The organism is Pseudomonas sp. SK2, from assembly GCF_016772395.1.
GTDB lineage: Bacteria > Pseudomonadota > Gammaproteobacteria > Pseudomonadales > Pseudomonadaceae > Aquipseudomonas > Aquipseudomonas taiwanensis.
This window is the reverse complement of record NZ_CP061944.1, coordinates 1,301,534-1,325,535: the sequence shown is the minus strand read 5'-3', so window position 1 is coordinate 1,325,535 and position 24,002 is coordinate 1,301,534. Positions and strand designations below refer to the sequence as shown.

Here is a 24,002-nt window from a genome sequence, read left to right as displayed (position 1 = left end):
TGGGCAGGCCTCTGACAAGTCCAATAGCAAGGGCGATGCCAAAATGCCCATGATGGGTGCAAACCCTGTATTCACGAGGTGAAAACGCCCAAGAGCAGGGCAGAAAAATCCGGAAGGCCTGGCGGATTTCCGCCCGATGGCGGAATTTGAACAGGGTGGTTGGCGGGAATCCGCCCGCACCGGCGGTGGGGCCGGCACTGCCAGCGGCTCAATCAAGCCGGAAGATGATCAGGAACGCTGCGCCCCCCAGCGCCGACGCCTCCAGGCTCAGCTGCGCGTCATAGCTGTCGATGATGTCCTTGGCCACCGCCAACCCGATACCTTGCCCCGGATGCTGGCGGTCCAACCGCTCTCCGCGCTGCAGAATGCGCTGGTGCTGATCTGCCGGTACGCCGGGCCCATCGTCCTCGACGCACAGCACCAATTGCCCTGGGGTTTCCCGAAGGCTTACGCGGACGTTGCCCAGGCATAGCCGGTAGGCGTTCTCCAAGAGGTTACCGAGCAACTCCAGCAAGGCACCCTGTTCCATCGGCACGAACGCCTGCTCGGCAAGGTCCAGGTCAACGTGCACACGCTTGTCCCGATAGACCTTGTCCAACGTGCTGCACAGGCTGTCGAGCACCGGCCGCAGCAGGACCTTGTGGCGCACCAGGCCACTCTTGCGCAGGCTGGCGCGTTGCAGCTGGTAGTCGATCTGCTGGCTCATGCGCTCGATCTGGCTTTGCAAGACCCGCCCCTGCTCGCGCTCGCCACTGCCCTGCCCGAGGCTTTCGCCCACCCCTTGCAAGACTGCCAGCGGAGTCTTGAGGCTGTGCGCCAGGTCGCCCAGTGAGTCGCGGTAGCGCTGGCGCTGCTCACGCTCGCTGCGCAGCAAGCGGTTGAGCGACCCGGTCAGGCGCAACAGCTCGCGGGGATGCTCAGCGCTGAGCCCGTCACGCGTGCCCGCCTCCACCTCATCCAGCTCGTGACTGAGCCTGCGCAACGAGCGCAGGCCCCAGGTCAAACCCGCCCAGAGCAACCCGAGCAAGGCCAGCAAGGCCGCACCGAAGCCCAGGTAGAGCTTTTCGCGTAGGCCATCGAGGGTGTGCTGGTACTCGCGCACTGGCTGCAAGGCGACAATGCTGTAGGCCGCGCTCTGGCCGCCGAGCAACTTGATTTCCACGTCGTAGACGAAAAACTCCTCGCCATCGCGCTGGCGAATACGCGCGAATTCGTTGCCACGCCCGTCATAGCGCGGTTGGTAATTGATGTTCTGGTCGGCCGTGGCGCGCGAGCGCCAGACCAACTGGCCGCTCCGGTCGAAGATGTAGCCCAGCAATCCGGTGTACGGCAGGTTGTAGCGCTCGTCCGGCAACAGCGTCGGCATCTGCAATTGGCCGTGCTCGATGCGAGCCGCGGAAATCAGCGTGGTCACATCCGACGCCAGACGCTGCTCGATGGATTCCTGCAGCGCCAGGCTGAACGCCTTCTGCAGCGCCGGTAGCAACGCCAGCATGAACAGCAGTGCCAGCAATGCCGCTGCCAGCATCAGGCGCACCCGCAGTGAACGAATCATCGGCAGCGCTCGGTGAACAGGTAGCCCAGCCCGCGTACCGTATCGATCGGTTTGAACCCACGGTCCCCCTCGAGCTTGCGACGCAGGCGACCGACCAGCACTTCTATAACGTTCGGGTCGCGCTCTTCGTCATCCGGGTAGAGCTGCTCCATCAGCCGATCCTTGGCCACCACCTGCTGATGATGGCGCATGAGGTACTCGAGAATACGGTACTCGTAGGCCGTCAGGCTCAAGGGGTTGTCGTCCAGGGTGGCCTGCTTGCGGTTGAGATCCAGCACCAGCGGCCCGGCGGCAATGGTGGATTGGGTGAAACCACTGGAGCGACGCAACAAGGCGTTCAGGCGTGCCTCCAGCTCTTCGAACTGAAACGGCTTGACCAGATAGTCGTCGGCACCGGCGGCCAGGCCTTCGACCTTGTCCTGCCAGTTGCCGCGCGCGGTGAGGATGAGAATGGGGAAGGTCTTGTCCTGGCCGCGCAACCGGCCGATCAACTCAAGCCCGCTCATGCCCGGCAAGCCCAGGTCGACGATGGCCAGGTCGAAGTGGTATTGCCCGGCTTGGTACAGCGCCTCTTCGGCATCGGCCACGGCCTGGACCACATGGCCGCTCTCGCCCAGGCGGGTGTGCAGGTGATGGCGCAGCAGCGCTTCGTCCTCGACCACCAGCAGTTTCATGGGGGTTCTCCTTGTCATTTGCTGCTTGTAGCGCCCCTATCGCCGGCAAGCCGGCTCCTACCAGGGCGGTGCTGTCCCTGCAGGAGCCGGCTTGCCGGCGATCAGGCTGCTACAGATTACCAGTGATGCGACATGCAACGGTCTTCAGAACTTGTAGTTGGCCGACAGGTACGTCTGGGCGCTACTGGTCAGGCGCAGGGTGCCATCCTTAGGCCCACCATGGTCGCCGACTTCGGTGCTGGCATTGCTGCGCAGATAACGGTAGCCCAGTTCAACCGAAGCCCTATCGGTCAGCTCCTGGATCACACCGGCCTGCAAGCCGACCGCGTAGCCGTAGTCCGTGTCACGACGGGCACCCGGGGAGTCCTGCGTGAGCTTGGTCATGCCCGCGCTGGCGCCACCGAACAACTTGGTGGTATCTCCCACCGGGAGGAACAGGTCGTAGCTGCCGAGCAGGTTTTCCTGGCGAAGCTTGTAACCGCTGTGGTCACCCGAGACGTTGTCGTAGGTCATGTAGTAGCGGCCCTGGTCGTTGATCCGCCCCAGGCGCACGCCCCAGGTGTCGTCCTTGCCGATGATGCCGTCGGCATTGAGGTGGTCGGTGTTGCTTTGCAGCAGGCCGGACTTGCGGACCTTGTCGCTGGTCTGGCCATAGGTCAGGCTGGCGAAGTTGTCGTCGGCCTGGGCGGTCACGGTGAAACCTGCGGCGCAAACGGCCATGGCGGCAATCAGGGAATTGAGCGTTTTCATGGATTCGTACTCCAGTTGGGTGCGCTGTTTCTGTCTGGAAGCTAGAGTAAGCAGAGCGCCCTGAACCGCGGCTGAACCCTGGCTGAACCAGGGCTGAACGAACCGTTTGCTGAACAAGGAGTACTGAGCATGCGTGCCCTGCTGGCTTTGACCCTGTTGTGCAGCGCCGCCGTGGCCCAGGCGGCGGTACAGACCCGTGAGATCCCCTACCAGGATACCGACGGCAATCGCCTGATTGGCTACTACGCCTATGACGATGCCGTCGAAGGCAAGCGCCCGGGTATTCTGGTGGTGCACGAGTGGTGGGGGCTGAACGATTACGCCAAGCGCCGGGCTCGTGACCTGGCTGCCTTGGGCTACAACGCGCTGGCCATCGACATGTATGGCGATGGCAAGCACACCGAGCATCCGGATGAGGCCAAGGCCTTCCTCGAGGCCGCGATGAAGGACCCCGAGGGTGCCATCAAGCGCTTCGACGCGGGTCTGGAACTGCTGAAGATTCAGCCGAACACCAACAAGCACCAATTGGCCGCCATCGGCTACTGCTTCGGCGGCAAGGTGGTGCTCGACGCCGCACGGCGTGGGGAGAAACTCGATGGGGTGGTGAGTTTCCATGGTCCGCTGGCCACCCAGACACCAGCCAAGCCCGGCGTGGTCAGGGCCAAGATCCTGGTCGAGCACGGCGCGGCCGACAGCATCGTCACCGAGCAACAGGTCACGGCGTTCAAGGAGGAAATGGACAGGGCCGGGGTCAGTTACGAATTCGTCACCATCCAAGGCGCCAAGCACGGCTTCACCAACCCCGACGCAGACCGCATGAGCCATGGTGAGCATGGCGGGCCGGACATCGGCTACAACAAGGCGGCGGACGAAAGCTCGTGGGCGGACATGCAGGCGTTTTTCAAGAAGGCGTTTGATTGAGGATTGTTGGGGCCGAACCAGCGCATCAGGGGGCGGCCCCTAATCGTCCAATTTCGAAGTGAACGCCCATATATGGAAAAATACCATGACACCGCAGAGGATAATGACAACCCAAGCTTCGACGGGGTGAGGGGATTCTTGGGAAAACCCAAACACCCCTTCCCCCCCCATCACTTCCCTATAAACACACCCCATGATTGAGCAATAAGCAAGTGCAAAAAACACCTTCCATCCACTGACCAGCTCTCTGAAAAATGACCTATTCAGTATCAACCTCAGAATCACATCGCATACGACAAAGACCAGAAAACCAACCAACTTCATTTACTGTACTCCTCCATGAGTTGCTTAAACGTCAATACAGACGCGCCAATTTCAAGTGAAAGCCCCTTGATTCCTAGCTGCCTGTACTTTCGCTCCTTGTCGGTATCCAAATATTTATAAAGACGCCAAGCGCCTTTCCTAGGAACCTTGTGCCACAAAGCCCGCCCAGAAAAAATGAGATCAGCACTGTAATAAGCAATGTTCCCCTCGCGCTCGCCATACCCCATTGACTTGGCGGCATCCTGATATATTTCTCGGACAGGCCCCACTACATCAGTGCGCCCTTCATACAACCCCAAGGCATTCTCATAGACATTGTTTCCGCCATGTGCGATCAAGGGCCCTCCATGGAACACGCACGCTGCACCGAGGCTGCCTATACAACTCGTCAGACCTGTGGCTACCTGCGAAACACCACCGGCTATGCCACCAACCTGCGTGAAAACACGATGGGCCTCCGAGAACAAACTCTTTTGTTCCGCCTGAATGCGCTCAAGCCCCTCCTCCGGGCTGATGCGCCGCTGGATGACATCGTCCAGGACCCGCCGCGCGTAATACGCCAACTCCCGATTGAATTGCATACGCAATCCGCGATCTTGCAGGTAACGCGCACTGACGCTGCAGCCGTAGCCAACCAGCCCGGAGGCAGCTGTGTTGAGCTCTCAAAACGCTTGATCCAGACGCTCGCCAAAATCGTCCTGGCGACTCATGGCGTTTCTTCCCAGGCAGCATGCCCCGTCGTCCCAGCCGTATGATGAATCCAACTGATCGAGCGATAACTGATGAGCAGCCGCTCTTCGGCCTCCTGATCGGACATCAATATCGCGTGTGGGACATCAAAACTCTGGGCGACGATCACGGCGCCCTCCAGCTTTACCGAAAAGTACCTTTCCTGATGACCCGCTGGATGAAAGCGATAAAGGTGTATGTCACAGCGGACCACTTCGCGGCTGTCCACGGCTTGGGCCAACAAGGGACTGGCCTTGTCAACCAGCTTGGTGATCATCACTGGACGATGGATGGCACGTTGTGTACTGCCTGGATTGGCAAGCTCGTGACTGTAAGCCAGCACCAAGATTTCATCCTGATGCAAAGACTGGCATTTGTTACCAATGGACGGCTGCGAATTGCAACCTGCCGAAATCAGGCCTTGTCGTTCACCGACGACGCTCATGTATCCGTTGACAGCCATGGACGAATCTCCCGAAAGGTGAATGACCAAAGCCTACGTAACCGAGAGCCGACCGTATGTCGGCTGCGTCTGAATTTCGTTCCAGTTGTTTTAAACGCAAAGTTCACCCGTGCATTCGAGCGCACAGTCTCTACTTCCCTACGGCAGGTTCGCCGGCGTCTCAGAGGTTATGGCCAGCCACAGGGCGATTGGGCGACTCCCGAAGAGCCTTCGGCACTGGCACAATACCGCCATGAACACACTTCCAAACTGCTGCGCCCCGCTCCAGTACCACTGGCCCCTCCCCAGCCCGCTCCCCGGCGCGGTGCTGGTCAGTTGCGCCTTCGACCCCGCGCGCCTGGCCGCCGACGACTTCCAGCGTGCCGGCATCGCGCAAAGCGCCAGCCTTCAGCGCTCGGTCGCCAAGCGCCAGGCCGAATACCTGGCGGGACGCGTATGCGCCCGGGCCGCGCTGCAACGCCTGGATGGTCGTGACTATGTGCCCGGCACCCACGAGGATCGCTCGCCGATCTGGCCCCCGGGTATCCACGGCTCGATCACCCACGGCAAGGGCTGGGCTGCCGCCGTGGTCGCTGCCGATGGCAGTTGCCAGGGACTGGGGCTGGATCAGGAGAGCCTGCTCGACGACGAGCGCGCCGAACGCCTGATGGGCGAAATCCTGACCCCAGCAGAGCTCGAGCGCCTGGACCGGCGCCAGCTAAGCCTGACCGTCACCCTGACGTTCTCGCTCAAGGAAAGTCTGTTCAAGGCCCTGTACCCCCTGACCGGACAGCGCTTCTACTTCGAACACGCCGAACTGCTGGAGTGGTCCTCGGAGGGCTCGGCCCGCCTGCGCCTGCTCACCGACCTCTCCGCCCAGTGGCGCCACGGTATCGAGCTGGAGGGCCAGTTCTGCCAGCACGAAGGCCACTTGCTCAGCCTGATCAGCGTCTGAGGCCTACAGCGGCGCTTGCTCGCGGGGCCAGTTCAAGCTGAAGCATGCGCCGCCCAGTGCTTCACTGCGCCCTACCGTTGCTCGTCCGCCATGCCAGTAGATGATCCGCCGCACGATCGACAGCCCCAGGCCATGCCCGCCCGAGGCACGGGTGCGGCTGTCGTCCAGGCGGGTGAACGGGGTGAAGATGCGGTCCCAGTAACCTTCGGGAATGCCAGGCCCATCGTCTTCCACATCGATACGGCAGCGCTGCTGACCCAGTTGGTAGCTCACGTGCACCTGCGAGCCGGCATGACGCAGGGCATTGCCCACCAGGTTCTGCAAGGCACGGTGCAGGTAGCGGGGCTCGGCCTCGACCCACGCCTGTTGCTCGGCATCGCACTGGCACTCCCCGCGCACTACGCTCACGTCCGCGCGCAACGGCGCCAACTCTTCGATGACCCGATCGAGCAAGGCATCCAGGTCGACCCGCTGGAACTTCAGCGCTGGCGCGCCCTGCTCCAGTCGGGCGTAGGTCAGCATCTCATCGACCAGTTTATCCAGGTCCTGGATATCACTGTCCATGCCAGCCAGGTGCTTGGCGCGGGCCTGTTCGGTGCTGGCGCTTTCGATCATCTCAAGGCCGAAACGCAAGCGCGCCACCGGGGTGCGAAGCTCATGGGAGACTGCCCGCACCAGCTCTCGCTGCATGCTCAACGAGCGTTGCAGGTGCTCGGCCATGCCGTTGAACGCAGCGGCCAGACGTCCCACCGAGTCGGCGTCACCTGCCGGCACGCGGGTATCCAGGCTGCCTTGGGCGATGCGCGTGGCGGCGATCTCCAGCCCTGAAACGCGCCGCTCCAGCTGTCGTACCAGCAGATAAACCACCAGGCCAATCAGGCACAAGCCCAGGAAAGTGATCAGGATCAGCAGCTGGGGCGGGTAGGGGTTGAGCTGGTACAGCGGGCCAATCTCCAGTACCCAGGGCGAACCCGCCAAGCCGGCGAACACCCGGATCGAGTCGCCGTCCTTGCCCAGCGCCATGACCGTATCGCCCTCCTCCACCCGCCGCCGCTGGTCGTCGTCCAGTCCGACCCGCTCCAGGCGCTGCAGGGCGATGTCGAAGCCGAACCCCTTGCTCTGTTTGATTTCGGCCAGGCGCCGTTGCTGCTCGGTCACCGGGTAACGCACCAGCTCGTCGGCCAGCAGGTACAGGGTGGCCCGCGCCAATTGCTCGCTGACCTGGCTGACCTGCGCCACCAGCAGCAGCTCTTCGCCACCCACCTTGCGCAACACCTGGGCGGCATGCGGCCCTGTCTTCTCCACCACCACCAGACCACGGTACAGGCGCGCCCGCTGGCCGCCATCCAAGGTGCGCGCCGACATCGGTTGCAGCGACAATGGCACCCCCAGCAAACGCTCCCACATCACTAGCGAACGCTTGCGCTCGACCTCGGACTGCTGGGCCAGGTTATCGGCCATCAGGCTGAAGGTACCTTGGGCAAGGTTCTCACGGTGCTGACTGGCGCGCACCTGGTTGACCAGGTGCAGGCTAAGCACACCAAGCACCGCCACCAGCACGAGCACGGCAAGCATGCCGCCATAGATACGCAGGAAGATCGAGTTGTTCATGGGCCCTCGCCGACGAACAGATAGCCCTTGCTGCGAAGGGTCTTGATCAATCGCGGGTGGATGGGGTCGTCACCGATCTTGGGGCGTATCTTGGAAATGCGCACATCGATGGAGCGGTCCTGACCGTCATAGCCGACACCACGCAAGGACGTGGAGATCTGTTCGCGGGACAGTACCCGGCCGGCATTGCTGGCGAGCAACCAGAGCAAATCGAATTCAGCGCCGGTCAGGTCGATCAGTTGATCGTTGAGCCAGGCTTCGCGCAGTCGGTTGTCGATTCGTAACCCGCCGAAGGCCAGGTCCGGACGCTTGCTGTCTGGCGCTTCGCTGCGCCGCAACAGGGCCTGGATCCGCGCCAGCAACAGGCGTGGGCGTACCGGCTTGCACACATAATCGTCAGCGCCCAGGTCCAGGCCCTGGACCTGGTCGAGCTCGTCGCTGCGGGCGGTGAGCATGAGGATCGGACCGGCATACTGACCGCGCACCCGGCGGCAGATGCTCAGGCCATCCTCACCTGGCAGCATCAGGTCAAGAATCACCAGGTCTGGCTGGCTGTCGACGATACGCCGCACGGCGCGCCCGCCGTCGCCCTCCACCGCCACCTCGAAGCCGTTGGCCTGCAGGTATTCGGCGGTAAGCTCGGCAAGACGCTGGTCATCCTCGACGATGAGGATGCGGTTCGGTGGCTGGTCCATGGCCGGGTCTCTTGGTTGTTGTTCTTTATTGACTGCCTGCGCTTGACCTGTGGGTGCGGGTTGACCCGCGAAAAGGCCTGCACAACTGACACATTTGCTGCGGATACTACGGCCCGCTCCACGACACTGCCAGCCTCACCCGAAATGGCCCTCGACTGAACCGATTTTTGTGATAGGGTTCGCGCCCGCAAAATTCTGCCCGGGGGCAGCGAGACGCAGAAAAATAGTGCAAACCTCTTGGTACAAGGCCTACAGCGCATACCCACTATTCACTCACAAAGTACGCACAAGTTATCCACAGTCGCCATCCTTGCAAAGGCCCCGATACCGCATTATCTTGTATCCCCATCGCAGCGAACCACTAGATATTGGGGTTCGCGCAAAATCACAAACACAAGTCGGCGCAGGATTTCAAGCGAAATTTCTGGCTGAACTTCAGGTGATTTCAGCAGCCAAACCGCTCCTGCGGAGGCGTCCGAGGCAAGCCCATGCAGGGCATTGTTCGGGCATGGGTGTTGCAGGCCAAGCCTGACATCCATCAGCAACAGATTTTGGGCAACGCCCAGAACCTTTGACTTCGGCCAGGGAGCGGCAGGTTATTGCCCCTTATTCCTGAGTCTGTCCCGAAGTCGGTACGCCCGAGCGGGCGGATGCGCGTGCACGTCGCATCCCCCTGGGCCATCGAGCAAGCGGACGGAACGGTGGGCGCCCAAAAGGCGCCTGAACAATATAGAAACTGTGGAGACACCCACCCATGCAAACCGAGACAACTCGCGAGAACCCGCAGGCCCAGGCGCCGCAGGCCGCCGATTCCAACCAGGATCTGGCTGCCACCGCCCCTGGCCAACTGCGCGTGATCAAGCGCAACGGCACTGTCGTCCCCTATACCGACGACAAGATCACCGTGGCCATCACCAAGGCGTTCCTCGCAGTTGAAGGCGGCACCGCCGCTGCCTCGTCGCGCATCCACGACACCGTCGCGCGCCTGACCGAGCAGGTCACCGCCACGTTCAAGCGTCGCATGCCATCGGGTGGCACCATCCACATCGAAGAAATCCAGGACCAGGTCGAACTGGCCCTGATGCGTGCTGGCGAGCAGAAAGTTGCCCGTGACTACGTGATCTATCGCGAGCAACGCGCCAAGGAGCGTGCCACACGCGCCCACACCGACGCCGTGGTCGAGCCGCACCCGTCCATCCGCATCACCCTGGCCGATGGCAGCCTGGCACCGCTGGACATGGCCCGTCTGAACACCATCATCAGCGAAGCCTGCGAAGGCCTGGCCGAAGTCGATGGTGAGCTGATCCAGCGCGACACCCTGAAGAACCTGTACGACGGCGTGGCCATCAAGGACGTCAACACCGCCCTGGTGATGACCGCCCGTACCCTGGTCGAGCGCGAGCCGAACTACTCGTTCGTCACCGCCCGCCTGTTGATGGACACCCTGCGTGCCGAAGGCCTGGGCTTCCTGGGCGTGGCCGACAGCGCCACCCACCACGAAATGGCCGAGCTGTATGCCAAAGCCCTGCCGGCCTATGTCGAGAAAGGCGTCGAGTTCGAGCTGCTGGACCCGGCCCTGAAAGGCTATGACCTGGAGCGTCTGGGCAAGGCCATCGACCACGAGCGTGACCAGCAATTCACCTACCTGGGCCTGCAGACCCTGTACGACCGCTACTTCATCCACAAGGACGGCGTGCGCTTCGAGCTGCCGCAGGTGTTCTTCATGCGTGTGGCCATGGGCCTGGCGCTGGAAGAGAAAGACAAGGAAGCCCGTGCGATCGAGTTCTACAACCTGCTCTCGTCGTTCGACTACATGGCTTCGACCCCGACCCTGTTCAACGCCGGCACCCTGCGTCCGCAGCTGTCCAGCTGCTACCTGACCACCGTCCCGGACGACCTGTCGGGCATCTACCACGCGATCCACGACAACGCCATGCTGTCGAAATTCGCCGGTGGCCTGGGCAACGACTGGACTCCGGTACGGGCACTGGGCTCCTACATTAAAGGCACCAACGGCAAATCCCAGGGCGTCGTGCCGTTCCTGAAAGTGGTCAACGACACCGCCGTTGCCGTCAACCAGGGCGGCAAGCGCAAGGGTGCCGTGTGTGCCTACCTGGAAACCTGGCACCTGGACATCGAGGAATTCCTCGAACTGCGCAAGAACACCGGTGACGATCGTCGTCGTACCCACGACATGAACACCGCGAACTGGATCCCTGACCTGTTCATGAAGCGCGTCTTCGACGACGGCAAGTGGACCCTGTTCTCGCCATCGGAAGTGCCTGATCTGCACGACCTGACCGGCAAGGCCTTCGAAGAGCGTTACGAGTACTACGAAGCCCTGACCGAGTACAACAAGATCAAGGTATTCAAGACCATCCAGGCCAAAGACCTGTGGCGCAAGATGCTGTCGATGCTGTTCGAGACCGGCCATCCGTGGCTGACCTTCAAAGACCCGTGCAACCTGCGTTCGCCGCAGCAGCACGTGGGCGTGGTCCACAGCTCGAACCTGTGCACCGAGATCACCCTGAACACCAACGCCGATGAAATCGCCGTGTGCAACCTGGGTTCGATCAACCTGCCGAACCACATCGTCGATGGCAAGCTGGACACCGCGAAACTGGCGCGTACCGTCAAGACCGCCGTGCGCATGCTCGACAACGTGATCGACATCAACTACTACTCGGTGCCGCAAGCGCGCAATTCGAACTTCAAGCACCGTCCGGTCGGCCTGGGCATCATGGGCTTCCAGGATGCGCTGTACCTGCAGCACATTCCTTACGGCTCGGACGCTGCCGTCGAGTTCGCCGACAAGTCGATGGAAGCGGTCAGCTACTACGCCATCCAAGCATCCTGTGACCTGGCCGACGAGCGCGGTGCCTACGAGACCTTCCAGGGCTCGCTGTGGTCCAAAGGCATCCTGCCACTGGACTCGCAACAGATCCTGATCGAGGCCCGTGGTGCCAAGTACATCGACGTCAACCTGGAAGAGTCGCTGGATTGGGCGCCGGTGCGTGAGCGCGTCAAGAAAGGTATTCGCAACTCGAACATCATGGCCATCGCGCCGACCGCGACCATCGCCAACATCACCGGCGTTTCGCAGTCGATCGAGCCGACTTACCAGAACCTGTACGTGAAATCGAACCTGTCGGGCGAATTCACCGTGATCAACCCGTACCTGGTGCGCGACCTGAAGGCCCGCGGCCTGTGGGACTCGGTCATGATCAACGACCTGAAGTACTACGACGGTTCGGTGCAGCAGATCGAGCGTATCCCGCAGGAGCTCAAGGACCTCTATGCCACCGCGTTCGAAGTCGAGACCAAGTGGATCGTCGACGCCGCCTCGCGTCGCCAGAAGTGGATCGACCAGGCTCAGTCGCTGAACCTGTACATCGCCGGCGCCTCGGGCAAGAAGCTGGACGTGACCTACCGCATGGCCTGGTACCGTGGTCTGAAAACCACCTACTACCTCCGTGCCCTGGCCGCGACCAGCACCGAGAAGTCGACCATCAACACCGGCAAACTCAACGCCGTTTCCAGCGGTGGCGACAGCACCCCGGTCCAGGCTGCCGGCCCTGCGCCAGTGCCGAAGGCCTGCGCGATCGACGAGCCTGACTGCGAAGCCTGCCAGTAAGGCTCAGTGCCGCAGGGGTGCCTTTGGGTGCCCCTTGCGGCATTTTTGTATCCGCGTCACGGAGAAACCTCACCCTTTGCCCTGCGCTCTGGCGCTTCGGTAAAAGGGACAGACCCCTCTCCAAGAAGGACATCCTCATGGCGCGGAAACAAGTGGCAATACGCAAGATCGGTCGCAACGCTGAAACCGGCCGCTTCACGTCGGTCGAAGAAGCACGCAGGCATCCCAAGACGCATATCGTCGAAACGCTGCATAAGCAGCGCAGTTGACTCGGTGTTCTTGGTAGCGGCCTTGTATCGCGAAAGGGTCGCGAGGCGCGCCCCTGATCTCGGCGTCATCAATGCGATTGGGGGCCCGCTTAGCAAGCCCTTCCGCGACATGAAGCCGCTTCTACAAGCGATGGCGCCAACCCAATATCCTGTGCAGAAAAAATAATAAGGCACAATATGTAGTGCTTGTTTGTTTTTGCCGCTACACTCTTTCACCGTAGAAAACGACACGAGCTTCGTGAACGGATGCGCGTAAAACCGGTCGAAAAAGTTACCCTCGCCCGCGCGACACGCACCCCGATCGAAGGCGAAATCCGGTATACTGCGCCCCCTCTGAAAAGGGCCCATTCTATTGTCCTGGCCCCTCTGCGAGGACTGGCCAGGTACAAGCCAGAACACACTCAGATGTAACGAGAGTCAGCCTCTCGAGCTGTCCATTCGCCGTAACGGCCTTGCGTCAGGCATCACATTCTTACTATCCAACCGGTTGCCCGAGGGCGACCCTCAAGCAGGAGCCAAACCATGCTGAGCTGGGACGAATTCGACAAGGAAGACGGCGAAGTCGCCGCAAAAGGCAACACCCCTGCGCAGGCCGCTGCCGCCACCCTGGACAAGCTCGACAGCGCCGGCGATGCCGCCGCCCAGGAAGCCCGAGTAGCCACCGCCGACGACTCCGACGCAGTCAAGCGCGCCAAGGCCGCCCTGAACGACCTCGACATCGCCGAAGGCCTGGCCGAGCTGGAAGGCTCCAGCGCCCGCGTTCGCGTTGACGAAAAGCGCATGATCAACTGCCGCGCCGACCTCAACCAGCTGGTTCCGTTCAAGTACGACTGGGCCTGGCAGAAGTACCTCGATGGCTGCGCCAACCACTGGATGCCGCAAGAGGTCAACATGACCGCCGACATCGCCCTGTGGAAGAGCATGGACGGCCTGACTGAAGACGAGCGCCGCATCGTGATGCGCAACCTCGGCTTCTTCTCCACCGCTGACTCGCTGGTGGCCAACAACCTGGCCCTGGCCGTGTACCGCCTGATCACCAACCCCGAGTGCCGCCAGTACATCCTGCGCCAGGCGTTCGAAGAGGCGATCCACACCCACGCCTACCAGTACTGCATCGAGTCACTGGGCATGGATGAAGGCGAGATCTTCAACATGTACCACGAGATCCCGTCGGTCGCTAAAAAAGCCGCCTGGGGCCTGAAGTACACCCGCGCCATCTCCGATCCGGAATTCAACACCGGTACCGTCGAAACCGACAAAGAGCTGCTGCGCAACCTGATCGCCTACTACTGCGTGCTGGAAGGCATCTTCTTCTACTGCGGCTTCACCCAGATCCTGTCGATGGGCCGCCGCAACAAGATGACCGGCGTTGCCGAGCAGTTCCAGTACATCCTGCGTGACGAGTCGATGCACCTGAACTTCGGTATCGACGTGATCAACCAGATCAAGATCGAGAACCCGCACCTGTGGGATGCGGCGATGAAGGAAGAAGCCACCCAGATGATCCTGCAAGGGACCCAGCTGGAGATCGAATACGCCCGTGACACCATGCCACGCGGCGTACTGGGCATGAACGCCGCGATGATGGAGGACTACCTCAAGTTCATCGCAAACCGTCGCCTGACCCAGATTGGCCTGAAGGAAGAGTATCCTGGGACTACCAACCCGTTCCCTTGGATGAGCGAGATCATGGACTTGAAGAAAGAGAAGAACTTCTTCGAAACCCGTGTGATCGAGTACCAGACGGGTGGTGCGTTGAGCTGGGATTGATGCCCCCAAAGGCTGCCTTCGGGCAGCCTTTTTATCGAATTGGAGAAACGCTCTTCCGCACTTGTTTTCTGGCGAGCTTCTGATTGTTTAAACCCAACTCCCCATAGCTCCCGACACCCAGCCCTAACGAAACCAGCGTTCGCAGGCCTTTGGCACATGCGCCCCGTCTGCTCCAAACCATGGAGAGCCCGGAGGCCAGCCAAGACTGATCTCCACCAGCCCTCCTCTTCACCCGTCACAACCGTCCCCTCCAGGCACTCGGGTTCGAATCCTAAGTGTGCTTTTGCGCCCACGAACTCGGTCGGATGACCGGGCGCTTCTTCGACGGGCATTACACCCGCTAGCTCGACCCGGACCCGAAAGTGGGTGGGTGATGGATAAACCACACTTTAGTCGTAGGATGTCATCGGATTAGCGTGCTAGAGCCATTGCTCGCACAGGCACTCGAAATCAGAGCGAAATCCCCAGCAATACGGCCATCGCGAAGCGTTGACACACCCGTCCGTGCTTGCTAATAATCGCCATAGTTGTACGACAACACATAACAAAAACAACAATCTGTGGACGATCCCATGTCGACACCCATTGCACCCCACCCTCGCATTTCATACCTCCCCTGTACTCAGGCCACGGGCACCTAGCGCCCCGGCATCGTCGCACCTGCATATCTTCCCCCCCGTAGGCCGCTCGCGCGCGTGCGGTGGACGGGCTGCCGCACCCTTTTGTGGAGCACAACAACAATGAAAATCTGCCAAAGAACCCTCCCCTTCGCCCTGTTTGGCGCCGGCCTGCTGGCCAGCCTGCCCGGTATCAGCCTGGCCGAAGGCTTCGTTGAGGACGCCAAGGCCACCCTGGGCCTGCGCAACTTCTACATCAATCGCAACTTCACCAACCCCAGCAACCCGCAAAGCAAGGCCGAGGAATGGACCCAGAGCTTCATCCTCGACGCACGCTCCGGGTTCACCGAAGGGCCAATAGGGTTCGGTGTGGATGTGCTGGGGCTGTGGTCGGTGAAGCTCGATGGCGGTGGCGGCACCTACGGCACCGCACTGCTGCCGCGCCATGACGACGGACGGCCGGCAGATGATTTCGGGCGTCTGGCAGTGGCGGGCAAGGCGCGTATCTCGAAGACCGAACTGAAGATCGGTGAATGGATGCCAGTACTGCCTATTCTGCGTTCGGACGATGGCCGCTCGCTGCCGCAAACCTTCCGTGGTGGCCAGGTAACCTCCAATGAAATCGCCGGGCTGACACTCTATGGTGGCCAGTTCCGCGGCAACAGCCCGCGCAACGATGCGAGCATGGAGGACATGAGCTACGGCGGCGGGGTGTCGGACCGCTTCAACTTCGTCGGTGGCGAATACAAGTTCAACCAAGACCGTACGCTGGTAGGGCTGTGGAACGCGGTGCTGAAGGACGTTTACGAGCAGCAGTACCTGCAGCTGAGCCACAGCCAGCCGGTGGGCAACTGGACCCTAGGTGCCAACCTGGGTTACTTCCACGGCGGCGAGGACGGCTCAGAACGCGCCGGGAAACTGGACAACGATACCTACTCGGCGATGCTGTCGGCCAAATATGGCGGCAACACCTTCTGGGTCGGTCTGCAGAAGGTCGATGGCGACACCTGGATGCGGGTCAATGGCACCAGCGGCGGAACCTTGGCCAACGACAGCTACAACTCCAGCTTCGATAACGCCAACGAGCGGTCGTGGCAGCTGCGTCATGACTTCAACTTCGTCACCGTCGGGGTGCCTGGCTTGACCCTGATGAACCGGTACATCAGCGGGCGCGACGTGCACAGCGGGGCCGTGACCGATGGCAAGGAATGGGTACGGGAGACGGAACTGGCGTATGTGATTCAGAGCGGGGTTCTGAAGGACTTGAGCGTGAAATGGCGTAACTCAAGCATTCGTCGTGACTACAGCAACAACGAGTTCGATGAGAACCGGTTGATCTTCAACTACCCATTGTCGCTCCTTTGACGCTATTGCAGTGGGAGCCGCACAGCAGCATTGACAACCGCGGAAACCACTACCGATAATCAACAAAGTCATACGACAACTTACAACAACTAACAACAAGAGCCGGCCATGACCCCTACTCCCCTCAATCGCCTGCTGCTCACCGGAGCGGCAGGCGGCCTGGGCAAGGTCCTTCGCGAACGCCTGCAAGGCTACGCCGAGGTCCTGCGCCTTTCCGACATCGAGCCAATGGCTCCCCCCGCGGGCCCCCATGAAGAAGTGGTGACCTGCGATCTGGCCGACAAGGCCGCCGTTCATGCGCTGGTCGAAGGCGTGGATGCGATCATCCACTTCGGCGGCGTGTCCACCGAACATTCTTTCGAGGACATCCTCGGCCCCAACATCTGCGGGGTATTCCATATCTACGAAGCGGCGCGCAAGCACGGGGTCAAGCGCATCGTCTTCGCCAGCTCAAACCACACCATAGGGTTCTACCGTCAGGACGAGCGCATCGACGCTCTCTCCCCGCGCCGCCCCGACAGCTACTATGGGCTATCCAAATGCTATGGCGAGGACGTCGCCAGCTTCTACTTCGACCGTTATGGCATCGAAACGGTGAGCATTCGTATCGGCTCGTCCTTCCCGCAGCCGCAGAACCGCCGGATGCTCTGCACCTGGCTCAGTTACGACGATCTGGTCCAGTTGATAGCGCGCGGCCTGTCCACTCCCGACGTCGGCCATACCGTCGTCTATGGCGCTTCGAACAACCGCACGGTGTGGTGGGACAACCGTCATGCCGCGCATCTGGGCTATGCGCCCAAGGATACCTCCGAGGTCTTTCGCGAAGCCGTTGAAGCCGAGCCGGCGCCCGCCGCCGATGATCCAAGCATGGTCTACCAGGGCGGTGCGTTCACCGTGGCCGGACCGTTCAACTGATCCACGGCGCGCCAGGAGGTACGGCCATGAACTGCGAACTGATCGTCGACGCCCGCAACGGCACCGGCGAAAGCCCCGTGTGGCACCCCCTCGAACAAGCCCTGTACTGGGTCGACATTCCCGCCCGCCAGCTGCATCGCTGGCAGGGAGACGGCAGCCACGACGTCTGGCAAGGCGAGGAAATGCTCGCCTGCATCGCCCGTGGCGAGCAGGGTTGGATCGCTGGCATGCAGACCGGCATCTTCCAGCTTCGAAGCAGGTCGGACGGTACCCTCGACAGCCGCCTGCTGAGCGCCGTCGAACATGCCCAGGCAGGCATGCGCTTCAACGATGGCCGTTGCGACCGCCAAGGCCGCTTCTGGGCCGGCACCATGCTCATGGACATGCAGCAAGGCGCCCATGTCGGCGCCCTGTACCGCCATGATGGCGAAGGCCAGATGCACGTGCATCTCAAGGACATGATCGTGCCCAACGGCCTGGCATTCAGCCCCGATGGCACACGCATGTACTTATCCGACTCGCACCCCAACGTGCAGAAGATCTGGGCCTTCGACTACGACATCGACAGCGGCACCCCACACAACCAGCGTCTGTTCGTCGACATGCGCGCCTACCCCGGTCGGCCCGACGGCGCCGCTGTCGACGCAGACGGCTGCTATTGGATCTGCGGTAACGACGCCGGCCAGATCCACCGTTTCAGCCCTGACGGCCGTCTCGACCGCTCATTGAGCGTGCCGGTGAAAAAACCGGCGATGTGCGCCTTCGGGGGGGCCCACCTCGACACCCTGTTCGTCACGTCGATTCGCCCCCCGGGCATCGACCTCTCCGACCAGCCATTGGCTGGGGGAGTGTTTGCCTTGAACCCTGGCGTCCAAGGCCTGGAGGAACCTGCCTACCGGGGCTGAACCGCCACCTGCCGCACCTACACCGACACGTACGAAACCAGATAATAAAAAACACGGAGTTTCATCATGACGTTCAAACGCAAGCTGCTTCTTGCCGTACTCCCGTTCACTTTCACCCTGTCCTCCACCGCTTCGGCGCTGGACATCAAGTTCGCCGAGATTCACCCCGCCGGCTACCCGACCGTGGTCGCCGAACAGAACATGGGCAAGAAACTCGAGGCGGCCAGCAATGGCGATATCACCTTCAAGATGTTCGCCGGCGGCGTGCTGGGCTCCGAGAAGGAAGTCATCGAGCAAGCACAGATCGGTGCCGTGCAAATGACCCGCGTGAGCTTGGGGATCGTCGGCCCGGTAGTGCCTGACGTGAACGTGTTCAACATGCCATTCGTATTCCGCGACCACGACCACATGCGCAAAGTCATCGACGGCGAAATCGGCCAGGAGATTCTCGACAAGATCACCAACTCCGAATTCAACCTGGTGGCCCTGGCCTGGATGGACGGCGGGACCCGTAACCTCTACACCAAGCACCCGGTGCGCAGCATCGACGATCTCAAGGGCATGAAGATTCGCGTGCAAGGCAACCCGGTGTTCATCGATATGATGAACGCCATGGGCGGCAATGGCATCGCGATGGACACCGGCGAAATCTTCAGCGCCTTGCAGACGGGCGTCATCGACGGGGCCGAGAACAACCCGCCGACCCTGCTTGAGCACAACCATTTCCAGAACGCCAAGTACTACACCCTGACCGGGCATCTGATCCTTCCGGAACCGGTGGTGATGTCCAAGACCACCTGGAACAAGCTGACCCCCGAGCAGCAGGCGCTGGTCAAGAAGGTCGCCCGTGAAGCGCAAATGGAAGAGCGTGCGCTATGGGACGCCAAGTCCATTGCCAGCGAAGAGAAGCTCAAGGCCGCCGGTGTCGAGTTCATCGCCGTCGACAAGAAGCCGTTCTACGATGCCACCGCTGCGGTGCGCGAGAAGTACGGCGCGCAATACGCCGACCTGATGAAGCGTATCGCCGACGTCCAGTGACGCCGGCTCCGTTCCCAGATGACCCCTGCAGTGCGGTTTTCGCCGCCCTGCAGCTTCGGTGATGCCAATGAAAAACCTTTTCCTGCGTGTGAATGACAGGTTGTACAGCAGTTGCATCTGGATCGCGGGCCTGGCGGTACTGGCCATGTCGCTGATCATCCCTTGGGGCATCTTCGCCCGTTACGTCCTGGGCACTGGTTCCAGTTGGCCGGAGCCTGTGGCCATTCTGCTGATGGTGTTGTTCACCTTCGTCGGTGCCGCCGCCAGTTACCGGGCCGGCGCACACATGGCCGTAGCAATGGTCACCGACCGTCTGCCCGCACCAACCCGTCGCTCGGTGGCCGTACTGGTGCAGCTGCTGATGGTCGTGGTGTGCATCTTCATGACCTGGTACGGCACCCAGCTGTGCATCACCACCTGGAACCAGTACATGGCTTCTCTGCCTGCGGTGCGGGTAGGCATGAGCTATGCACCGATCCCGGTTGGAGGTGTGCTGACCCTGATCTTCGTGCTGGAAAAACTCATGCTGGGCGATCAGAGCAACCGCAAGGTCGTGCGCTTCGACCTGGTGGAAGAAAGCGAAGGAGCGGTGTAAATGGATGCGTTCATTCTGTTGGGCAGCTTCATCCTGCTGATTCTGCTGGGCATGCCGGTGGCCTACGCGCTAGGCATGGCGGCACTGATCGGTGCGTGGTGGATCGACATCCCGTTGCAAGCGATGATGATCCAGGTCGCCAGCGGGGTTAACAAGTTCTCGCTACTGGCCATTCCCTTCTTCGTGCTGGCCGGCGCGATCATGGCCGAGGGTGGCATGTCACGCCGGCTGGTGGCTTTCGCCGGGGTGCTGGTGGGCTTCGTACGCGGTGGCCTGTCACTGGTCAACATCACGGCCTCGACCTTCTTCGGCGCCATCTCCGGCTCATCGGTGGCCGACACCGCGTCGGTCGGTTCGGTGCTGATCCCGGAGATGGAACGCAAGGGCTACCCACGCGAGTTCTCCACCGCCGTCACGGTCAGTGGCTCGGTGCAGGCATTGCTGACCCCGCCAAGCCACAACTCGGTGCTGTACTCGCTGGCGGCCGGCGGCACGGTATCGATCGCCTCGCTGTTCATGGCCGGCGTCATGCCTGGGTTGCTGCTGAGCGCAGTGATGATGGGCCTGTGCCTGATCTTCGCCAAGAAGCGCAACTACCCAAAGGGCGAGGTGATTCCGCTGCGCCAGGCGCTGAAGATCGCCGGTGAGGCGCTCTGGGGCCTGATGGCCATGGTGATCATCCTCGGCGGCATCCTGTCGGGGGTGTTCACCGCAACCGAATCGGCCGCCGTGGCGGTGGTGTGGTCGTTCTTCGTGACTATGTTCATCTACCGCGACTACAAGTGGCGCGACCTGCCCAAGCTGATGCATCGCACGGTACGCACCATCTCCATCGTGATGATCCTGATCGGCTTCGCGGCCAGCTTCGGCTACGTGATGACCCTGATGCAGATCCCGTCGAAGATCACCACCGCGTTCCTGACCCTGTCGGACAACCGCTATGTGATCCTGATGTGCATCAACTTCATGCTGCTGCTGTTGGGCACCGTGATGGACATGGCACCGCTGATCCTGATCCTCACCCCGATCCTGCTGCCGGTGATCACGGGTATCGGTGTGGACCCGGTGCACTTCGGCATGATCATGCTGGTGAACCTAGGCATAGGCCTGATCACGCCGCCAGTGGGGGCCGTGCTGTTCGTAGGGTCGGCCATCGGCAAGGTCAGTATCGAGGCCACGGTGAAGGCGTTGCTGCCGTTCTACCTGGCGCTGTTCCTGGTGCTGATAGCAGTGACTTACATCCCGGCTATCTCGTTGTGGCTGCCTAGCGTCGTGCTTTAGGTGGCCTTGTTTGGGGCCACGATGTGGCCCATCGCCGGTAAGTCGGCGTCTGCAGGGTGAGTGTGGAACCTGCAGGAGCCAGCTTGCCGGCGATAAACCGCAAGACAGCCCGTCTTTGCAAATGGATCCTGCACATGGCTTTCCCCTCCTGCGCTGCTACCCTGTTTCCCCGCAAGCTGGCGATCGCTCTGCTGGCGTTGCTGGCCTGCTCGTTCGCCGCCAACCACGTCGCCGCGCGCATCGCTTTCGATGACGGCACCGGTGTGTTGCTGGCAATCCTTTGCCGCTCCGGCATTACCTTCCTGGTACTGGCCTGCCTGCTGGTGTGGCAACGCCAAGGGCTGAGCCTGCCGGCTGGCACGCGGGGCTGGCAGTTGCTGCTCGGTTTGCTGATCGCCACCCAGAGCCTGTGCCTGTATTCGGCGGTGGCACGTATTCCGGTGGCCCTGGCGTTACTGGTGGGCAACACCTTCCCGATGTTACTGGCACTGCTCACCTGGGCACTGGGCGGCCCACGCCCGACCGGCCGAACGGTGTTGTTCATGGGGCTGATTCTATGCGGCCTGGTATTGGCACTGGACGTACCCGCGCGAATGGACGACAGCAGCGATGCCAATCCGCACTGGGCCCTGGGCGTTGGCCTTGCCTTCTGCGCCGCATGCGCCTTCGCCTGCGGTTTGTGGATCACCGATCACAAACTGGCCGGCGTACGCGGGCCAGTACGCAGCCTGCTGACCTTGCTGGTGGTGTTCTCCAGCATGCTGGTCGCTGGTGTGAGCGGTGTGATGCCATCGGGGTTGTCGCTCCCGGGCAGTATCGGCGGCTGGGTGGCCCTGGCCAGCCTGGTGGTGCTTTACGGCTTGGCCTTCAGCCTGCTGTTCGTCTGTGTGCCACGGCTGAACATGGCCCAGAACGCACCCGTGATGAACGTAGAGCCGATCGCTACCTTGCTGCTGGGCTGGGCCTTGCTCGACCAGCGCCTAAGCGCGCTGCAACTGGTCGGCGGTGCCGTGGTGGTGTGCGGGATCGTGTTGCTGACCTACCGCAAGGCAAGCTGATCTCCACGCTTGAAGGAGTCGTTGATGGCTGTAACCGAGCTGCACCTGCAGGACCGCCTGACCCGGCTGAGCCTCACGCCCGACCTGGGCGCCAGCCTGATCAACTGGGAGGCCAAGTCCACCGGACAGGCGCTGCTGCGTCACTCCGACCCGGCCGCGCTGGCCAGCGGAACACCACGGCAACTGGCGTGCTATCCGCTGGCGCCCTGGTCCAACCGGATTGCCGAAGGCGGTTTCGCACGGCCCGACGGGTGGCAGGCGCTGGCCCCCAACACCGCCCATGACCCCTACCCAATTCATGGCAGCGCCTGGCAACAGGCCTGGCATGTGGACCTTCACCGCGAGCACCACGCAAGGCTGACGCTCGTCAGTGAACAGCCATTCGCGTACCGGGCGACACTGGATGTACATCTGCTCGAAGGGTGCCTGAAACTCGACTTGCGCGTGACGCACCTGGACCAGGTCGCTACCTGGTATGGGTTGGGGCTGCACCCCTACTTCCCGCGCTATCCCGACACCCAGATACAGGCTGCCGCGCGCCATGTGTGGCTGGCCGAGCCAGATCGGCTGCCGTCGTATCAGGCTGAAATACCTCCGGACTGGAACTTTGAAGCCCCCGGACTGCTGCCGGAGACGCTGGTCGATCATGCGTTCAGTGGATGGACGGGAGACTGCATCATCGAGCAGCCGGGTGCGGGGTATCGTTTGGAATGCAGGGCCCGTGGCACCGAGCATTTTCTGTTGTACTGCCCGCCGGGACAGGCGTTCTTCTGCTTCGAGCCGGTCAGCCATCCGATCAATGCCCATCACTTGCCGGGGCGGCCGGGGTTGCGGTTGTTGCAGCAAGGGCAAGCGATGAGTCTGGGTTTCAGCTTGCGCTACCGAGGGTCTTAGACGACGCCTCCCTTGCCATGTGGTCTCAGTCCAGGTGTTGCGCCCGTAATGTTTGCGCCAGCATGTCGATGAAGGTCCTGACCTTCGAGGAGCCGTACTTGCTCTCGCGGTGCAGCACATGGATGGGCCAGGGCGCCTCTTCGTACTCGGCCAGAATCACCTGCAACTTTCCGCTGGCGACTTCTTCGACCACCTGGTACGACAACAGCCGCGCGATACCCAAACCGCCGACAGCCGCGGCAATCGCGCCATCGTTGCTGGTCACCGTCAGTCGGGGCTTCATCCGCACCATGGTCGGCTCGTCGGTCAGGCCGAAACGCCAGCCGGCCTTCGGCGACAGGGTGGTGGTGGCGATCACGGAATGCTCCAGCAGATCCGACGGGTGCAGGGGCACACCATGCCGGGCCAGGTAGTCGGGCGATGCACACAGCATCCGGCGCACCCTGCCGACGCGCAGGGCCTTGAGTCCGGAGTCGGGCAGTGGCCCGATGCGCACCGCCACATCCATGCCCTCCTCCACCATGTTCACGATTCGGTCCAGGAAGTACGCAGATACATCCACCTCGGGATACTGCTGCAAGTAGCGGACGATGCACGGCATGACGAACTTCTTGCCGAACAGGATCGGCGCCGTCACCGCCAGTTCGCCCCTGGGCGTGGCGTTGATGCCGGCTGCCGCTTCGTTGGCTTCGTGAATGCTGGCCAGGATGTGCCGGGTGTCCTCCAGGTAACGGCTACCGGCCTCGGTAAGGCGTACGCTGCGGGTAGTGCGCAGCAACAGCTTGACCCCAAGCTGTTCTTCCAGGGCACTGACAGCCCGGGTGACTGCCGCTGGCGAGATGTCCAGATGACGGGCCGCGGCGGCAAAGCTTTCCAGCTCGCCAACGGCTACGAACACCTTCATCAGGTGAATCTGATCCATGCCGGCTCCTGAGTATCGTGGGTTGTGTATTGTCCGCACCGGCCCGGTCGCCGACAAGCCAACGCCTGCAACGTTCGCCCATC

21 protein-coding genes are annotated in these 24,002 nt (G+C 61.8%); 13 read left to right on the top strand and 8 right to left on the bottom strand.

Annotation, left to right across the window (positions count from 1 at the left end):
• Nucleotides 1-208: 208 nt before the first annotated feature.
• From IF103_RS05865 to IF103_RS05855, 3 genes are all read right to left on the bottom strand, one after another.
• On the bottom strand, nucleotides 209-1,555 hold the full coding sequence (locus tag IF103_RS05865) for an ATP-binding protein (protein WP_202675929.1): 1,347 nt from the start codon (nucleotides 1,553-1,555) through the stop codon (nucleotides 209-211).
• The gene (locus IF103_RS05860) at nucleotides 1,552-2,229 is read right to left on the bottom strand and encodes a response regulator (protein ID WP_023379127.1); all 678 of its coding nucleotides are present in this window, start codon (nucleotides 2,227-2,229) and stop codon (nucleotides 1,552-1,554) included. Before IF103_RS05860 ends, IF103_RS05865 begins: the two co-directional genes overlap by 4 nt.
• A gap of 144 nt (nucleotides 2,230-2,373) precedes the next feature.
• Nucleotides 2,374-2,979 (bottom strand): outer membrane protein, encoded by a 606-nt coding sequence (locus IF103_RS05855; protein WP_023379125.1) that lies wholly within the window; start codon nucleotides 2,977-2,979, stop codon nucleotides 2,374-2,376.
• Between the two features lie 129 nt (nucleotides 2,980-3,108).
• Between IF103_RS05855 and IF103_RS05850 the strand changes: the two genes are divergently transcribed.
• Nucleotides 3,109-3,900 carry a dienelactone hydrolase family protein gene (locus IF103_RS05850; RefSeq protein WP_023379123.1) on the top strand — a complete coding sequence of 264 codons (792 nt, stop codon included), beginning with the start codon at nucleotides 3,109-3,111 and terminating at the stop codon, nucleotides 3,898-3,900.
• A gap of 320 nt (nucleotides 3,901-4,220) precedes the next feature.
• Here IF103_RS05850 and IF103_RS05845 read toward each other — a convergent pair whose 3' ends face one another.
• Nucleotides 4,221-4,805: a DUF4225 domain-containing protein gene (locus IF103_RS05845; protein ID WP_202675928.1), complete on the bottom strand. Its 585-nt coding sequence runs from the start codon at nucleotides 4,803-4,805 to the stop codon at nucleotides 4,221-4,223.
• A gap of 125 nt (nucleotides 4,806-4,930) precedes the next feature.
• Nucleotides 4,931-5,416, bottom strand: coding sequence for an Hcp family type VI secretion system effector (locus IF103_RS05840; RefSeq protein ID WP_186598651.1), 486 nt, complete (start codon nucleotides 5,414-5,416; stop codon nucleotides 4,931-4,933).
• A gap of 232 nt (nucleotides 5,417-5,648) precedes the next feature.
• On the opposite strand from IF103_RS05840, the gene IF103_RS05835 reads away from it, so the two are divergent.
• Complete coding sequence (locus IF103_RS05835) at nucleotides 5,649-6,350, top strand: 4'-phosphopantetheinyl transferase family protein (RefSeq protein WP_023379119.1); 702 nt, start codon at nucleotides 5,649-5,651, stop codon at nucleotides 6,348-6,350.
• A 3-nt stretch (nucleotides 6,351-6,353) separates the two neighbouring features.
• On the opposite strand, the gene IF103_RS05830 is transcribed toward IF103_RS05835, so the two are convergent.
• Both IF103_RS05830 and IF103_RS05825 read right to left on the bottom strand, forming a co-directional pair.
• Nucleotides 6,354-7,961 carry an ATP-binding protein gene (locus IF103_RS05830; protein ID WP_023379118.1) on the bottom strand — a complete coding sequence of 536 codons (1,608 nt, stop codon included), beginning with the start codon at nucleotides 7,959-7,961 and terminating at the stop codon, nucleotides 6,354-6,356.
• Nucleotides 7,958-8,656: a response regulator gene (locus IF103_RS05825; RefSeq protein WP_023379117.1), complete on the bottom strand. Its 699-nt coding sequence runs from the start codon at nucleotides 8,654-8,656 to the stop codon at nucleotides 7,958-7,960. The genes IF103_RS05830 and IF103_RS05825 overlap by 4 nt, the downstream gene beginning before the upstream one ends.
• A gap of 754 nt (nucleotides 8,657-9,410) precedes the next feature.
• On the opposite strand from IF103_RS05825, the gene IF103_RS05820 reads away from it, so the two are divergent.
• The 11 genes from IF103_RS05820 (at nucleotide 9,411) to IF103_RS05775 (ending at nucleotide 22,997) form a co-directional block, all read left to right on the top strand.
• The gene (locus tag IF103_RS05820) at nucleotides 9,411-12,290 is read left to right on the top strand and encodes a ribonucleoside-diphosphate reductase subunit alpha (RefSeq protein ID WP_023379116.1); all 2,880 of its coding nucleotides are present in this window, start codon (nucleotides 9,411-9,413) and stop codon (nucleotides 12,288-12,290) included.
• Between the two features lie 137 nt (nucleotides 12,291-12,427).
• The gene (locus IF103_RS25110) at nucleotides 12,428-12,559 is read left to right on the top strand and encodes a hypothetical protein (protein WP_256583383.1); all 132 of its coding nucleotides are present in this window, start codon (nucleotides 12,428-12,430) and stop codon (nucleotides 12,557-12,559) included.
• A 522-nt stretch (nucleotides 12,560-13,081) separates the two neighbouring features.
• Entirely contained in the window at nucleotides 13,082-14,329 is a 1,248-nt protein-coding gene (locus IF103_RS05815; protein ID WP_023379115.1) for a ribonucleotide-diphosphate reductase subunit beta, read from the top strand.
• 740 nt (nucleotides 14,330-15,069) lie between these two features.
• Nucleotides 15,070-16,311 (top strand): OprD family porin, encoded by a 1,242-nt coding sequence (locus tag IF103_RS05810; RefSeq protein ID WP_023379114.1) that lies wholly within the window; start codon nucleotides 15,070-15,072, stop codon nucleotides 16,309-16,311.
• Nucleotides 16,312-16,419: 108 nt separating this feature from the next.
• Nucleotides 16,420-17,226, top strand: coding sequence for an NAD-dependent epimerase/dehydratase family protein (locus IF103_RS05805; protein WP_023379113.1), 807 nt, complete (start codon nucleotides 16,420-16,422; stop codon nucleotides 17,224-17,226).
• Between the two features lie 26 nt (nucleotides 17,227-17,252).
• Entirely contained in the window at nucleotides 17,253-18,131 is an 879-nt protein-coding gene (locus IF103_RS05800) for a glucurono-1,5-lactonase (protein WP_023379112.1), read from the top strand.
• Between the two features lie 66 nt (nucleotides 18,132-18,197).
• Entirely contained in the window at nucleotides 18,198-19,169 is a 972-nt protein-coding gene (locus tag IF103_RS05795; RefSeq protein ID WP_023379111.1) for a TRAP transporter substrate-binding protein, read from the top strand.
• A 67-nt stretch (nucleotides 19,170-19,236) separates the two neighbouring features.
• Nucleotides 19,237-19,764: a TRAP transporter small permease gene (locus IF103_RS05790; protein ID WP_023379110.1), complete on the top strand. Its 528-nt coding sequence runs from the start codon at nucleotides 19,237-19,239 to the stop codon at nucleotides 19,762-19,764.
• Complete coding sequence (locus IF103_RS05785; RefSeq protein WP_023379109.1) at nucleotides 19,765-21,045, top strand: TRAP transporter large permease; 1,281 nt, start codon at nucleotides 19,765-19,767, stop codon at nucleotides 21,043-21,045.
• 134 nt (nucleotides 21,046-21,179) lie between these two features.
• Nucleotides 21,180-22,103 carry an EamA family transporter gene (locus IF103_RS05780; RefSeq protein WP_027906911.1) on the top strand — a complete coding sequence of 308 codons (924 nt, stop codon included), beginning with the start codon at nucleotides 21,180-21,182 and terminating at the stop codon, nucleotides 22,101-22,103.
• Nucleotides 22,104-22,127: 24 nt separating this feature from the next.
• Nucleotides 22,128-22,997: an aldose 1-epimerase gene (locus IF103_RS05775; RefSeq protein WP_027906912.1), complete on the top strand. Its 870-nt coding sequence runs from the start codon at nucleotides 22,128-22,130 to the stop codon at nucleotides 22,995-22,997.
• Between the two features lie 25 nt (nucleotides 22,998-23,022).
• On the opposite strand, the gene IF103_RS05770 is transcribed toward IF103_RS05775, so the two are convergent.
• Nucleotides 23,023-23,919, bottom strand: a complete 897-nt coding sequence (locus IF103_RS05770) for a LysR family transcriptional regulator (RefSeq protein ID WP_023379106.1) — start codon at nucleotides 23,917-23,919, stop codon at nucleotides 23,023-23,025.
• Nucleotides 23,920-24,002: the final 83 nt, after the last annotated feature.